At 61.1% G+C, this 14,687-nt stretch carries 15 protein-coding genes; 12 read left to right on the forward strand and 3 right to left on the reverse strand.

Annotated features, from left to right (window positions below; genetic code table 11):
* The first annotated feature begins 193 nt into the window (after positions 1 to 193).
* Positions 194 to 850 carry a CDP-alcohol phosphatidyltransferase family protein gene (locus tag EK416_RS16190; RefSeq protein ID WP_127079310.1) on the forward strand — a complete coding sequence of 219 codons (657 nt, stop codon included), beginning with the start codon at positions 194 to 196 and terminating at the stop codon, positions 848 to 850.
* 89 nt (positions 851 to 939) lie between these two features.
* On the opposite strand, the gene EK416_RS16195 is transcribed toward EK416_RS16190, so the two are convergent.
* Both EK416_RS16195 and EK416_RS18125 read right to left on the reverse strand, forming a co-directional pair.
* Complete coding sequence (locus tag EK416_RS16195; protein WP_127079312.1) at positions 940 to 1,233, reverse strand: hypothetical protein; 294 nt, start codon at positions 1,231 to 1,233, stop codon at positions 940 to 942.
* Between the two features lie 137 nt (positions 1,234 to 1,370).
* Positions 1,371 to 1,502 carry a hypothetical protein gene (locus tag EK416_RS18125; protein WP_281023886.1) on the reverse strand — a complete coding sequence of 44 codons (132 nt, stop codon included), beginning with the start codon at positions 1,500 to 1,502 and terminating at the stop codon, positions 1,371 to 1,373.
* A 253-nt stretch (positions 1,503 to 1,755) separates the two neighbouring features.
* Here EK416_RS18125 and EK416_RS16200 point away from each other — a divergent pair, with 253 nt between their 5' ends.
* The 8 genes from EK416_RS16200 (at position 1,756) to phoB (ending at position 10,468) form a co-directional block, all read left to right on the forward strand.
* Entirely contained in the window at positions 1,756 to 2,133 is a 378-nt protein-coding gene (locus EK416_RS16200; protein ID WP_127079314.1) for a gamma-butyrobetaine hydroxylase family protein, read from the forward strand.
* Positions 2,134 to 2,242: 109 nt separating this feature from the next.
* Positions 2,243 to 3,661, forward strand: coding sequence for an ATP-binding protein (locus EK416_RS16205; protein WP_164730067.1), 1,419 nt, complete (start codon positions 2,243 to 2,245; stop codon positions 3,659 to 3,661).
* Between the two features lie 138 nt (positions 3,662 to 3,799).
* Complete coding sequence (locus EK416_RS16210) at positions 3,800 to 4,885, forward strand: substrate-binding domain-containing protein (protein WP_127079318.1); 1,086 nt, start codon at positions 3,800 to 3,802, stop codon at positions 4,883 to 4,885.
* Positions 4,886 to 5,193: 308 nt separating this feature from the next.
* Complete coding sequence (gene pstC, locus EK416_RS16215) at positions 5,194 to 6,654, forward strand: phosphate ABC transporter permease subunit PstC (RefSeq protein WP_127079320.1); 1,461 nt, start codon at positions 5,194 to 5,196, stop codon at positions 6,652 to 6,654.
* 23 nt (positions 6,655 to 6,677) lie between these two features.
* Complete coding sequence (gene pstA / locus EK416_RS16220) at positions 6,678 to 7,979, forward strand: phosphate ABC transporter permease PstA (protein WP_245434082.1); 1,302 nt, start codon at positions 6,678 to 6,680, stop codon at positions 7,977 to 7,979.
* Entirely contained in the window at positions 7,973 to 8,806 is an 834-nt protein-coding gene (gene pstB, locus EK416_RS16225; RefSeq protein ID WP_127079324.1) for a phosphate ABC transporter ATP-binding protein PstB, read from the forward strand. Before pstA ends, pstB begins: the two co-directional genes overlap by 7 nt.
* 146 nt (positions 8,807 to 8,952) lie before the next feature.
* The gene (phoU, locus tag EK416_RS16230) at positions 8,953 to 9,678 is read left to right on the forward strand and encodes a phosphate signaling complex protein PhoU (protein ID WP_127079326.1); all 726 of its coding nucleotides are present in this window, start codon (positions 8,953 to 8,955) and stop codon (positions 9,676 to 9,678) included.
* 79 nt (positions 9,679 to 9,757) lie between these two features.
* Complete coding sequence (gene phoB / locus EK416_RS16235; RefSeq protein ID WP_127079328.1) at positions 9,758 to 10,468, forward strand: phosphate regulon transcriptional regulator PhoB; 711 nt, start codon at positions 9,758 to 9,760, stop codon at positions 10,466 to 10,468.
* 164 nt (positions 10,469 to 10,632) lie between these two features.
* Here phoB and EK416_RS16240 read toward each other — a convergent pair whose 3' ends face one another.
* Positions 10,633 to 11,136, reverse strand: a complete 504-nt coding sequence (locus EK416_RS16240) for a GcrA family cell cycle regulator (RefSeq protein ID WP_127079330.1) — start codon at positions 11,134 to 11,136, stop codon at positions 10,633 to 10,635.
* Between the two features lie 455 nt (positions 11,137 to 11,591).
* Here EK416_RS16240 and EK416_RS16245 point away from each other — a divergent pair, with 455 nt between their 5' ends.
* The 3 genes from EK416_RS16245 to EK416_RS16255 are packed head-to-tail and all read left to right on the forward strand — an operon-like array spanning position 11,592 to position 14,687.
* Positions 11,592 to 12,773, forward strand: coding sequence for an aspartate aminotransferase family protein (locus tag EK416_RS16245; RefSeq protein WP_127079332.1), 1,182 nt, complete (start codon positions 11,592 to 11,594; stop codon positions 12,771 to 12,773).
* A 4-nt stretch (positions 12,774 to 12,777) separates the two neighbouring features.
* Positions 12,778 to 13,716: an ornithine carbamoyltransferase gene (gene argF / locus EK416_RS16250; RefSeq protein ID WP_245434083.1), complete on the forward strand. Its 939-nt coding sequence runs from the start codon at positions 12,778 to 12,780 to the stop codon at positions 13,714 to 13,716.
* Entirely contained in the window at positions 13,716 to 14,687 is a 972-nt protein-coding gene (locus tag EK416_RS16255; RefSeq protein ID WP_127079336.1) for an Hsp33 family molecular chaperone, read from the forward strand. Before argF ends, EK416_RS16255 begins: the two co-directional genes overlap by 1 nt.

The raw sequence follows: 14,687 nt of genomic DNA on the forward strand, positions 1-14,687 counted from the left end.
CTAGAGCGCCGCGTTCTTGGGAACAGTCAGAGGGGCGGCGCGCATAACGCCGCATCCCCGACGCCATTTTATGAGTTGCGTTTTGTCGTCGAAAAAGCTCCCATGAAGAAATTATGACACGGGAGGCAGAAGAGGTGCGGGAAGGTTGCGGCTTGCGCGCGCAGTGCCACGCGGGTGAAATGCGGGGCAGATCATGAAGCACCAGTCCGGGCGGCCTTTCACGGTGATAGGCAGAAACGAGGCTCCTACCGCGAAACCTTCGCTGAAGCGACGGCTCGTACTGCTTGTGCCGAATACATTCACCCTCGCCGCCGTGGTTTGCGGATTAACGGCGATCCGGTTCTCGCATGACGGCTATTACGCGCTGGCGATGTTCGCGATCCTCGGCGCCGTCGTGCTCGACGTGGCGGACGGCTACGCCGCCCGGCGTCTCAAGGCCGAATCTGCCATGGGCGCGGAACTCGATTCTCTCGCCGACTTCCTGAACTTCGGCGTTGCGACCGCCATGCTGCTCTATGACCGCCACCTCCATGAATTCGGCCTTGCGGGCTGGGCGATCGCGGCGGCTTACGTTCTGACGACCGGATTGAGGCTCGCGCGGTTCAACATACAGGCGCGCGCGCAAAAAGCGTTTCTGAAGGAAGGTCACACCGAGAAGCCGAAATGGTTTTGCGGTCTGCCTTCAACGGCGGCGGCGCTGTCGATGATCGCGCTCGATACGGCCGTCGTGTCCCTTTTCCCTGCGGAGGCGAGCCCGGTCATGGCGATTGCTACGCTGACAGCGGCAGCGCTCATGGTCAGCACACTACCCGTGCCGTCGCTGGGTGCGATCTTCGGTCGACGGCGCTAGCGGTTACGCCCGCCGCCACGAGCGCAGGGCGGCTCTCGTGAAACGAGCGTTGCGGATCGCCGCAGCGCTCGCCTCAAGCTGCTCGCGGATCAGTACTGAACCGGGAAGTTCGCCTGCGTGTTCACGCGCTCCCAGAACGTCGTGTTGTTGTAGTGGGGACCGGGATAATTATACAGGCCGGTGTTGTACCAAGCGAATGGCCGCTGATACTGCCAGCGCGGACCCGACGCGCCGAAAAAGCGCTCGACCAGCGTAGGCTCCTGCGGAGCCACATAGAGCTGATAGGACCGGGGCTGCTGTGCCCGCCGGGGCGCCGCATCGCTCTGGACGGTCGTACCGACGACGGCAGCAGCCAGAAGGGCAGTGAAAAGAAGTCGCGACATCATGATCTCCCGCTTAACGCATGCCTTCATGAAAGCCTAAGCGGGAGCGAAGTTCCGACGCCACCGCCCTTACTTTTCAGTATAGGCGCGAGAGGGCATCTTACTAGTGAGGTTTTGCCACTAAGTAAAAAATAGCGTCAGGCGTAGGATTCGAGGCCCATCGCTGGCGAAAAGTCGTCGCCGCGAAAACGTTGGCGCAAAATCTCAAGCTGGCCGCGCTGCGTGGAGTGCAGAAGCATCACCTGACGCTTGATCAAACCGTAATTCATCAGCTTCTCGGCGTGATCGGCTGGGATGTCTGTGACGAGGCAGGGGCGTTTGATGATTTTTTCGAGCGAAGAGCGTTCGCTTCGGGACATCCGAATGGCTGGCATTGCACACTACCCCATACGCAGAAACCGAACCTTATGGTTGGTGAACCGTAGGTTCCTTGTAAACAAATCTATTAAACCTGAATGCGGCAAAAAAGGGTAACTCTGACGTTTCAAAGTGTATCAATCACAAAAAAAGGAGCCAACAGCGATGTCGCAAGCGCTTGGCAACGAGCCTGTACCATCGGAACTGCGGCTGAGCGCGGACAAGACCATGCTCCGCGTTACCTTCTGCGACGGCTTGGAGAGGGAGCTTCCAGCGGAACTTCTTCGGGTCGAAAGCCCGAGCGCCGAGGTTCAGGGGCATTCGCCTTCGGAGCGAAAGCTCATCCCCGGCAAGCGCCTCGTCACCATCCTTTCCATCGAGCCGGTCGGCAATTACGCGGTGCGACTCGTGTTCAGCGACGGGCACCACACCGGCATTTATTCCTGGGTGTACCTTTACGAGCTTGCGCGCAACAAAGACGAGGTGTGGCGTACATATCTTGACCGCCTCGAAGCGGCAAGCCTCAGTCGCGACCTTGTCTAAAGCTTAACGGGGGCGTCGAAAAACTGTCGCAGATATTGGTTACCCTGACTCCATGGCCGGCAATTCTTCTACAATAAACGTCTCAAGCGGCGAAGGACAAGGGAACGGCATGCTCGAAGTCTATCGGGAGAGCGACAGCAAGCGCTTTGGTGTCGGCATTATTCAGAGAAATATTTTCATGCCCGTGCCTGAAGGCGATAACGCATCGCGCGGTTTCGCACCGCAGCCCGGGGTTCTGTCGCGCCTCTACCTTCGGCGCTGGCTTGTCCTGCTTGCCGCGGCCGTCATTGTTGCGCTCTCGATGTTTCATGGCCTCCCGTGGGCCGGGACTGCGGCCGCGGTTGTGACATTTGCAGCGGGTGCCGCCATCATCCCTACGTCGCGCACCCGTGCCCGCTATGATGCCGTGAGTGCGGACCGGGCTAAAGAGGAAACGCTCGCGGTGGCGAAGCCCATAGCCGATGCACTCCCCGATCCGGCCATTCTTCTCGCTCGCGACGGAACGATCCTCGCGTTCAACGGCAAGGCCCGCGATCTTTTCGACGGACTGAAGAACGGCTCGCATATATCAAGCGCGACACGCAGCCCGCAGGTGCTTGACGCGGTAACAGAATGCGGCCCTGCCAATCAGCAGCTGACGGTCACCTTCAGCGAGCGCGTACCGGTGGAGCGGCATATGGCGGCGACGGTCTCCTGGCTCGTGTTGCCGTCCAGCGCGGGACCGTCCATCCTCGTTTATCTCCGCGATCTGACCGAACAGCGGCGCCTCGACCAGCTTCGCGCAGACTTCATCGCCAACGCGAGCCACGAGATCAAGACGCCTCTGGCTTCGCTTTCAGGATTTATCCAGACGCTGCACGGTGCTGCTCGTCACGACGAAGCGGCACGCGACCGCTTCCTGCCGATCATGGCCAAGCAGGCCGAACGCATGGCGCGGCTCATCGATAATCTGATGTCCCTCTCTCGCGTGGAGATGCGGGCGCACCTGAAGCCGCAGGGCGAGGTTGCCATTGCCGAACTTGTCGAACAGGCCTGCGAGGCTCTGGAGCCGATGGCGGCGGAGGCGAATATCGTGGTTGCGGTCGAGTCCGAGGTCGGCGCCGTGACGGTGTTGGGCGACCGGGACGAACTCACCCAGGTCTTCATCAATCTCGTGCACAACGCGCTGAAATACGGCCGTAAGGGCGGCTCCGTGCAGGTGAAGCTCAAGCGCCAGCGAAGCGGCTCGCAGGACATGATAGCCATCAGCGTCAAGGATGACGGGCCCGGTATTCCGGTCCAGCACCTGCCGAGGCTGACCGAGCGCTTTTACCGCGTGGCCGGCGCTGCCGGACATGAAAAGGGCGGTACGGGGCTTGGTCTCGCGATCGTCAAGCACGTCGTGAACCGCCATCGCGGAGAGCTTCGCATCGCGTCCGAGGTGGGTTTCGGGTCGATTTTCACGGTGCTCCTGGCTGAACATAAATACAACCGTGGAGCGGTTGAGGTTGAAATAAAACCGGCTGCACGGCCCACGCTGGAAGAATAAGAGTGCTTGTCAAATCAGTGTGTTAATCTGTCATTAAAGGTTCACTGCCCTTACATAAAAGAGACATGGCGCTGCCCTAGGGTTTCAGCGCGTTGAACCGCCGAAAGGTCTTGGTTCCAATTCTCAAGGGAGAGCACAGTGAATTATCGTCTCACCGCCCTCGTGGCGGCTACGGCGGCTGTCGGCCTGTTCGCGGCCGGTTCCGCTTCTGCCCGCGATCAGGTTAAAATCGCCGGTTCCTCGACGGTCTTCCCCTATGCGAAGATCGTCGCCGAGAACTTCGCCAAGGCGAATGCCAATTTGAAGGCTCCCGTCGTCGAATCCGGCGGCTCGGGCGCAGGCATCAAGCAGTTCTGCGACGGCGTCGGTGAAGACAAGATCGACATCGCCAACGCGTCGCGCCGCATCAAGAAGGGCGAGCAGGAAACCTGCGCCAAGAACGGCGTCGCCGACGTGGTCGAAGTGAAGTTCGGCTATGACGGTATCGTGTTCGCTTCCGACGTCAAGGGTCCGGCTTTCGCTTACGAAGCGAAGGACTGGTTCAACGCTCTCGCTCCCGAAATCGCGGTTGACGGCAAGCTCGTCGCGAACCCGAACAAGACCTGGAAGGAAGTCAACGCCGAGTTCCCGGCCTGGGAAATCGTTGCTTACATCCCGGGCGAGAAGCACGGCACCCGTGAAGTTTTCGAAGAGAAGCTTCTGGTCGCGGGCTGCAAGGCCACCGGCGCGGACAAGCTCATCGCCGAGAAGCTGAAGGCCGCTGGCACCGCCGAAGACAAGCTGCACGGCGCGACCGAAAAGGCTTGCGCGAAGGTCCGCAAGGATGACGGCGGCAAGCATGCCATCGACATCGACGGCGACTACACGGAAACCCTCGCTCGTCTTCAGGCGAACAAGGAGTCGATCGGCGTGTTTGGCCTCGCCTTCTACGAGAACAACACCGACAAGCTCCGCGTTGCCACCGTTGGCGGCGTGACGCCCTCCGTCGAAACCATTGCGGCTGGCAAGTATCCGGTTTCCCGTCCGCTCTTCTTCTACGTCAAGAAGGCTCACGTCGGCGTCATCCCCGGCCTGAAGGAATATGCCGAGTTCTTCGTCAGCGACAAGATCATCGGCGAAGATGGCCCGCTCGCCCAGTATGGCCTCGTTCCGCTGCCGGAAGCCGAAGCCAAGGCTGTTCGCGATACCGTCAAGGATCTGAAGCCGCTGGCTCCGCTCAGCTAGGACTGCATAGGTGCCGGGGCTTAGCCCCGGCACCCCGATCGGAAGCGTGTGGCGTAAAGTAACCCCACAGTGTTTGCGCCACACGCGAGTTGCCTTGCCTCTTCATTGTCTTCTAGGAATTGCGCGGTCTGTAGTATCTTCTCCGGCGAAGACGTGCGCGCAGGACACCTTTCAAATGCGGAAATGCAAACAGCCGGACCCCGCAGCGGAAAGCACCAATGCCGCACCGAATGGCGCATTTGCGATGGCCGACGCCGTGCAGCGCCTGCCTATGATCGAAATCGTCGGATTCTCTATCGGAGACGGCCGTGTCACTTAGCGCATTGCTATTTTTTCTGCTTTTTGCCGCAATCATCGCCTTCGTTACAGGCTTCTTGCGAGCGAAGCGTCTGTCGCCCGATAATCCCCGCGCGATGCACTCGCGCCCTGGTTATCACGGGGGCTATCTCGCGCTCTGGACGGCGCTTCCCGCCATCCTCGTGCTGCTCGTCTGGTCCGCCATCGAGCCTCGCTTCATTCAGGCCGAGGTGGAATCAAATCTTCCGCCGCAAGTGCTTGAAGGCTCAAAAGGGCAGATCGGTCTTGCGATGGGCGTCGTCCGCAGTGTCGCGACCGGACTTGAAAGGCTTACGCCCGCAGAGGTCGCCGCTGCCAAGACGAGCCCAAAAGAAGCCCAACGCCTGCTTGAGAGCAGGGGCGTGGTCATAGCCAGCCCGCCCGATGCCGCCGTGATCGCCTCCGCCGAAGAGTTGAACACCATCCGCCATCTGAGCAGCCTCGCGAAAACGGCTGTCGCGGCCTTCCTCGCGATCTTCGGCTTCATTTTCGCCTTCCGGAAGCTCTCGCCGAACCTGCGCGCTCGCAATCGCGTCGAGCAGGTGATCATCCTGGCGCTGATGGCCGCGTCCTCGGTCGCCATCATGACGACGGTCGGCATCGTGCTTTCGGTGCTGTTCGAGAGCGTCGAATTTTTCAAGCACGTGTCCATCCTCGACTTCCTGACGGGCACAGTCTGGGATCCGCGCTTCGCAGGGGCGGGGGATACCGAAGGCCAGGGACAGTTCGGCTTGCTGCCGCTCATGTGGGGCACGCTCTACATCTCCTTCGTGGCGCTGGTCGTCGCCGTGCCGATCGGACTGCTCGCCGCCATCTACATGTCGGAATACGCGCACCCGAAAGTGCGCGCGACCGTGAAGCCCGCGCTGGAAATGCTGGCGGGCATTCCGACCATCGTCTACGGCTTCTTCGCTGTGGTGACCGTCGGCCCGTTCCTCAACTTCGTCGGGTCCGAGATCGGGCTCGTGATCCAGCCGACCAGCGTGCTCACGGCGGGCATCGTGATGGGGATCATGATCATCCCCTTCGTGTCGTCGCTGTCGGATGACATCATCTCCGCCATCCCGAATGCGCTTCGCGAAGGGTCCTACGGACTCGGCGCCACGCAATCGGAAACCATCAAGCGCGTGGTTCTGCCGGCCGCGCTGCCCGGCATCGTCGGCGCGATCCTGCTTGCGGCCTCGCGCGCCATCGGCGAAACGATGATCGTGGTGCTCGCAGCGGGCATCGCGGCGAACCTCACGCTGAACCCGGCCGAATCCGTGACCACCATCACGGTGAAGATCGTCAGCCAGCTTACGGGCGACCTTGAATTCAACACCCCGCAGACGCTCGTCGCGTTCGCGCTCGGGTTTACGCTTTTCATCCTCACGCTGGGCTTGAATGTCTACGCCCTCTACATCGTACGGAAATACCGGGAGCAATACGAATGAGCGCGGTCGCCCAAGATCCCAGCATGTCTGAAAGTGACGCTGCGGAGGAAGTCAGCCGGTTCGATAATCCAGCGCTGATGCGCAGGCGCCGCCGCGAGGAACTGCGATTTCAGGCTTACGGCCTGATTGCCATCGCGCTGGGTCTGTCGTTCCTCGTCATCCTCTTCGGCACGATTATCCGCGATGGCTGGACGGCATTCTTCCAGACATCGATCGAACTGCCGATCAAGTTCGATGCAGCCGAGATCGACCCGGACGGCACGCGCAGCTCAAGCGCGCTCGCTCAGGCGAATTACCAGAAACTGGCGAACCAGGCGCTTTACGGCAAGCTTGGCATCGACGGGGCGAATCGCGCGCAGCGTCAGGCGGCGAATGCGCTCCTCTCGCGGGACGTCGACTCGCAGCTCCGGGCCATGGTTGCCGCCGATCCCAGGATCATCGGCACCACGCAGAATGTCTGGGTTCTTGCGAGCGGCAACGTGGACGCCTTCGCGAAGGGCAAGATCGACCGCGAATTGCCCCAGCAGAACCGGCAGATTTCCGATCAGCAGATTTCGTGGATCGACAAGCTGACGGCGTCGGGAACGATGCAGAAATCTTTCAACACCGGCCTCTTCACCAACACGGCGTCGAGCCAGCCGGAAACGGCGGGGCTTGCGGTGGCGCTGCTCGGCTCGTTCTACATCATGCTGATCGTGGTGTTGCTGTCGGTGCCTTTGGGTGTGGCCGCCGCCATCTATCTTGAAGAGTTCGCGCCGCGGAACCGCTTCACCGACATCATCGAGGTAAACATCAACAACCTCGCGGCCGTGCCGTCGATCGTCTTCGGTCTGCTCGGTCTGGCGGTGTTCATCAACTTCGCCGGGTTGCCACGCTCCGCGTCGATCGTCGGCGGGCTCGTGCTCACGCTTCGGACGTTGCCGACCGTGATCATAGCGACGCGCGCGTCGATTACCGCGGTGCCGCCGTCGATCCGCGAGGCGGCTCTGGGGATTGGCGCGTCGAAAGTGCAGAGCGTGTTCCACCACGTGCTGCCGCTCTCGCTTCCCGGCATCATCACCGGAACGATCATCGGCCTCGTCCAGGCCATAGGCGAAACGGCTCCGCTCCTCATGATTGGCATGGTTGCCTTCGTGGTGGACGTACCGCAATCGCCGCTTGATCCCGCCACGGCGCTGCCCGTGCAGATCTACATGTGGGCGACGGAGGCCGAACGCGGCTTTGTTGAAAAGACAGCGGGCGCAACCATCGTCTTGCTCGGCATTCTCGCCGTCATGAACATTATCGCCATGGTCCTGCGGAAAAGGTACGAACGCAAATGGTAGATTTCTCTATCGAACCGGGTGCCCTCAATTCCAACCCCGCTCCTTCGGCTTCGCCAGCGGGACAGCCGGTCGACTACAAGGTCAACGCGCGCAATGTCTCGGTCTTCTACGGAGAAAAGCAGGCGCTTTTCAACGTCGGCATCGACATCCCGGATCGGAGCGTCACGGCCTTCATCGGTCCCTCGGGCTGCGGCAAGAGCACGTTCCTGCGTTGTTTCAATCGCATGAACGACACCATTGCCTCGGCGAGGGTGAAGGGCGAAATCCTGGTCCAGGGGAAGAACATCTATGGTCCCGATGTCGACCCGGTTCAGGTGCGGGCACGTGTCGGCATGGTGTTTCAGAAGCCGAACCCGTTTCCGAAGACGATCTTCGAGAACGTGGCTTACGGTCCGCGCATTCACGGGCTTGCCAAGTCGAAGGCCGATCTCGAAGAAATCGTTGTCAGGAGCCTGCAACGGGCCGGCCTCTTCAACGAAGTGAAGGATCGCCTCGACGGCGAAGGCACCGGCTTGTCAGGCGGGCAGCAGCAGCGGCTTTGTATCGCTCGCGCAATCGCGGTCAGCCCGGAAGTCATTCTGATGGATGAGCCGTGTTCCGCTCTCGATCCGATCGCCACCGCGAAGATCGAGGAGCTGATCGACGAGCTTCGCGAAAACTACTGCATCGTCATTGTGACCCATAACATGCAGCAGGCGGCACGCGTTTCTCAGCGCACGGCCTTTTTCCATCTGGGCTACCTTGTGGAAGAGGACACGACGGATCAGATCTTCATGAACCCCAAGGACAAGCGCACGCAGGATTATATCACGGGGCGGTTTGGCTAGTGTCACGGGGCCTGCACCCGATGCGCCGCGTCTCGCGGCGGCACAGGGCAGGTGGCGCAGGGTGGATACGCTGCCCCGTCGGCCCGAGACGCTGATAACAGGTCGGCGCGCTTCCTGGACGCGCGAACGCACCGGAGGAAACGGTAGTGTCTGGAAACGCCGACAGATCTTACGAAGGGGAACTGAAGTCGCTCGACACGATGATCGCCCAGATGGGGGGCCTTGCCGAGCAAGCCTTGGGGCAGGCCATCGACGCGCTTTACCATCGCGACCCGGACCTCGCCGAGGTGACGCTGGCGAACGACCGCAGCATCGACACGCTGGAGCGACTCGTCGACGAACTCGCCATCTCGATCATCGCCCGTCGAGCGCCGGTTGCATCGGATCTCCGGCAGATCGTTACCGCGATCCGCATCGCGCTCGACCTCGAACGTATCGGCGACTTGTCGAAGAACATCGCCAAGCGCGCCATCGCTATCGCCGCCGAACCCCGACCGAACCAGGTCATGACGGGCTTCGTGCACATCGGCGAGGCGGCGCTGCGGCAACTGAAGGATGTGCTAGATGCCTATTCGCAGCGGGACGCGGACGCTGCTCTTGCCGTCTGGCAGCGCGATCACGAGATCGACGCCATGTATAACTCGCTCTACGGCGAGCTGCTGACGACGATGATGGACGAGCCCCAGAGCGCCAGCGTTTACGCGCATCTCCTGTTCGGTGCGAAGAACATCGAACGCATCGGCGATCACGCAACGAACATCGCGGAAACGATTTATTTCCTGATCCACGGCAAGGCGCTTGGCGATGAGCGCCCGAAGGCAGACAGCACGAGTTCGCTGACGCTCGGGCGCCTCGCGTCGGTGAAGAGCTGACGGAGCAGGATGAGTGGCGGCGCTGAAAAGGTCACAGCATGGGCGGGCGCTGGAAGGTGCGGGGTAGCAGAAGCAGACGATGAATGCCAAGATCCTGATTGTCGAAGATGAAGAAGCCCTTGCTCTCCTCCTGCAATATAATCTGGAAGCGGAGGGGTTCTCCGTATCGATCTCGCAGCGGGGCGACGAGGCGGAAGTGGCCATCGGTGAAGACCCGCCGGACCTGATCATCCTCGACTGGATGCTGCCGGGCCTGTCCGGCATCGAACTGTGCCGCCGCTTGCGCTCGGGTAAGACTGCGCGTTCGATCCCCATCCTGCTTTTGACGGCGCGCGGAGAAGAGGCAGACCGCATTCGCGGTCTGACCGTCGGCGCGGACGACTATGTGGTGAAGCCGTTCTCGGTGCCCGAGCTACTGGCCCGCGTGAAGGCGATCCTCCGCCGGGCCGCGCCCGAGCGCATTTCGCAGACGCTGGAAGTCGAAGACATCGAACTCGACCGCGAAACCTATCGCGTGATGCGCAGCGGTCGCGAGGTGCGGCTCGGCCCGACCGAGTTCAAGCTTCTCGAATTTCTGATGGAAAGCCCCGGCCGCGTATTCTCGCGCACGCAACTGCTGGATGGCGTATGGGGGCGCGACGTTTATGTGGACGAGCGCACGGTAGACGTACACATCGGCCGCCTGCGCAAGGCGATCAATCGCGGCAAGGAAAGAGACCCGATCCGTACCGTTCGCGGCGCGGGTTATGCGCTGGGTGAGAAATTCCCGGGGCAGAGCCTGTCCGAATAGCGGCGGCTGAGCTTCCGAAAAGATGGAAGCCGAGGCTTGCGGCCCCGGCTTCACTCCCCGCTGTATTCTGTAACTTAAAAGCCACAGATCAAAACAATGCTGCACATCGTCAACAAAAGTTTCGATCAAGCTTTGCGACTCACCGTATAGATGAGTTGCGCCGGTCACATGGCGCGGCGTTTCTTGGCGACAGGGTTGTATGCGATCGCCGAGTGGTGTTCGCAGTACGGGCTTCCGGAATTCTTCCGGCGTCCGCAAAAGTGAAAACCTTCCTCCATGGGATCGCCGATCGGCCAATGGCACATGTTTTCCTTCAGATCGACCAAGCGGATCAATCCTTCGGGTGCGGGCTCCAGATCCGGCAGCGTCAGCGGAATAATGGTTGCTGGCTTGCGTTGCTCAGGCTCCGGCGCAATCTTCAGTGCCGTGTTGCCGAAGGTACGATATTGAACTTGCGGCGACCGCGCAGGGAAAAGTGCAATATTCGATCGCGGACGGGCCGTTCTGATGCGCGAGGTGGTCGCGCGGCCGGCGAGTCCGAGGCGATGTACTTTTCCAATAACAGCGTTACGCGTAACTTCCCCAAGTTTCGTAGCGATCTGGCTTGCACTCAAGCCGTCGGCCCAAAGCTTTTTCAAGAGTTCAACACGCTCGTCTGTCCAACTCATAAATTTTAGCTCCTCGTTCATTCCGGCGGACGAACCGCGAATAAGGTCGTGACCGCTGGACGGATGACCAGCGGGGCCACGGGCGCTAACGCAAGACAAGGAGACACAAGCGTAATCCCGACGCCCGGACACTCGGGGCGTGCCCTCCAGGAGGGCTATCGAGAACGCATTTCACTGAGATACAAGCTTCGCATCGATACTATGCGAGGTGGTGTATGCGGCTACGCGCATTTCGGAAGGCGATGGCACCACTCCATCTCATGGGAGCATAATTGCACAAAAGAGCCGGTCCGACAAATTTCAGAAACCTTAACGAAGGCGTAAATCGTTACATTTGGGGTGCGCTGTGTCTTTTATGCCGGTTGACACTGCCGCGAACTGTTGGAAAATAAGCTCACGAGCCTGAGCCGCCCGCCAGACGGAGCGGCTTTTTTAATTTGAAAACGAGTGGAAAAATGTCTGCGGTTCTCGGGACCTATGCGCGGATCAATGTCGAATTCGAGCGCGGCGAAGGCGCGTGGCTCGAAACCGCTGCGGGGGAACGATATCTCGACTTCGGCAGCGGCGTCGCGGTCAACGCTCTCGGGCACGCTCATCCGCATCTCATCGCGGCGCTGACGGAGCAGGCGCACAAGGTCTGGCACACCTCGAACCTCTATCGCGTGCGCGGTCAGGAACGGCTGGCGGAGCGGCTTTGCGCGCTGACCTTCGCGGATAAGGTGTTTTTCGCCAACTCCGGCGCCGAGGCGATGGAATGCTCCATCAAGATGGCGCGCAAGTATCACTCCTATAATGGGCAGCCGGAGCGCTGGCGCATCATCACTTTCGAAGGCGCGTTCCATGGGCGCACGCTGGCGACCATCGCCGCGGGCAATCAGGAAAAGCATCTGAAGGGGTTCGGCCCGAAGGTGGACGGCTTCGACCAGGTGCCCGTGGGCGACCTCGAAGCTCTGCGCGCCGCGATCACGCATGAAACGGCCGCGCTTCTGATTGAGCCGATCCAGGGTGAAGGCGGCGTCCGCCCCGTAGGCTGGCCGTTTCTTCGCGCGCTTCGCCAGATCGCGGATGAGCACGGCCTTCTTCTTGTTCTGGACGAGGTGCAGACCGGCGTGGGCCGTACCGGCAAGTTCTTCGCGCATGAGTGGGCGGGCATCGAACCGGACATCATGGGCATCGCCAAGGGGATCGGCGGCGGCTTCCCCGTGGGCGCATGTCTTGCGACCGAGAAGGCGGCCTCCGGCATGACGGCGGGGAGCCATGGCTCGACGTTCGGCGGTAATCCGCTTGCGATGGCCGTGGCAAACGCGGTGCTCGACATCGCGACAAAGGCGGAATTTCTGGGCCATGTCCAAGAGATGAGCTTGCTTTTCAAGCAACGGCTTGCTGAAATCGTAGACCGTCACCCACGTATCATCACCGACATACGCGGCGAGGGACTCATGCTCGGACTCAAATGTAAGGTGCCCAGCACGGACGTCTCTAGCACGCTTTTTGCAGAGAAGCTGCTCACGGTGTCCGCGGGCGATAACGTCGTCAGACTTCTGCCACCGCTCATCGTGACGGAAGCCGAAATCAAAGAGGCGTGCGAAAAGATAGAAAGCGCATGTGCGAGGCTCGATGCTACACTTCCAGCGTAATTCGATGATCAAAGAGCCCTCGGCTCCGCGTCATTTTCTCGACATCGACGACTACGACTTCGATAAGCTCCGGCTTATCCTCGACAACGCGCACACGCTCAAGAAGCTGATCAAGACCAGCCCTCCTTCGGCGTGGCCGAAGGTTGCCGAGGGCAAGGTGCTTGCGATGGTGTTCGAGAAATCGTCCACGCGCACGCGCGTCTCGTTCGACGTCGCGATGAGGCAGCTCGGCGGCGAGACGATCGTGCTCAACAGCAACGACATGCAGCTCGGGCGCGGCGAAACCATCGCCGACACCGCGCGCGTGCTGTCTCGCTACGTCGACGCGATCATGATGCGCTGCACCTCTCATGAGGCGCTGATCGAGCTTTCCGAGCACGCTACGGTGCCGGTCATCAACGGTCTGTCGGATCGCTCGCATCCCTGTCAGATCCTCGCCGACATCATGACGCTGGAAGAGCACAAGGGCGACATCGCCCCGCTCAAGGTGGCATGGATCGGCGACTTCAACAACGTGACCGCGTCGTGGGTTCACGCCGCCGTGCGCTTCGGCTTTGCTCTGACGCTGGCGACGCCGAAACCTCTTCAGCCGCCCCGGAGCTTCCTCGACTGGGCCAACGACGAAGGCGGCCGCATCACCGTTGTGGAAGACCCGACCGTCGCGGTCGACGGCGCCGACTGCGTGGTGACGGATGTCTGGGTTTCGATGGGCCAGGAAAACGCCGCCGAGCGCGAAACGCTGCTGGCGCCCTATCAGGTGAGCGGCGCCCTCATGGAAAAAGCCGACAAGGATGCCATATTCATGCATTGCCTGCCGGCGCACCGCGGCAGGGAGGTAACGGACGACGTTATCGACGGCCCGCAATCCGTGGTCTTCGACGAAGCCGAAAACCGGCTGCACGCGCAGCGGGCTATTCTCGCATGGTGCTTCGAGAAGGTTTGATGGGTGGAGATTTTGCCGGCGATCCCGGCGTGAAGTACAACGACTACGTTCTGCCATTTCAATTGGAAGCGTCGGGCGCGCGCGGGCGGCTCGTGCGCCTCGGTCCCGTGCTCGACAGCATTCTCGGGCGTCATGACTATCCCGAGCCGGTGCTGCTCCTTCTCGGCGAGGCGGTTACGCTGACCGCGATGCTCGGCGCGGCGTTGAAATTCGATGGCAAGTTCATCCTGCAAACGCAATCCGACGGCGCTGTGGGCTTTCTCGTCGTGCATTACAGCTCTCCCGGCCAGATCCGTGGCTATGCGAGCTATGACGCTGACGAAGTCGCCCATCTCCTTAACGGAGCCGCTCCCAAAAAGCCGCTGATCGGCAATGGCCATCTCGCGATGACCATCGATCCCGGCGCCGGCATGGAGCGCTATCAGGGCATTGTCGCGCTGACCGGCAATACGCTCGTCGATGCCGCGCACGAGTATTTCGACCAGTCCGAGCAGATCCCGACCTTCATCCGCATCGCCGTTGCCCGGCAATACACGGCGGGGGAGGACGGCGAACCGGGCCGTTGGACGTGGCGCGCGGGCGGCCTGATGGTGCAGAAGCTGACGCGCGAGGGCGGATATGAATCCGGCCGGGATGTTGGCACCGACGAGGTGGACGACGACGGCTGGCGGCGCGCGCAGGCCCTGGCGACCACGGTACAGGATCATGAATTGCTTGATCCGACGCTCGGCTCGGACCGGCTGCTCTATCGCCTGTTCCATGAAGAAGGCGTGCGTGTCTTCGACGCGGCGCCCGTGGAAGCGCGCTGCAACTGCTCGCGCGAGCGTGTGGAAGCGATGCTCGAACAGTTCTCGGCCGATCAGGTGGAGGCCATGGCCGAAGACGGCACGATCGTCGTGAAATGCGAGTTCTGCAACACGCAATACAGCTTCGACGCCGATCGGTATCTGCATCCGGGCGAGCCGAATTGA

The sequence above is a fragment of the Rhodomicrobium lacus genome (genome assembly GCF_003992725.1).
GTDB lineage: Bacteria > Pseudomonadota > Alphaproteobacteria > Rhizobiales > Rhodomicrobiaceae > Rhodomicrobium > Rhodomicrobium lacus.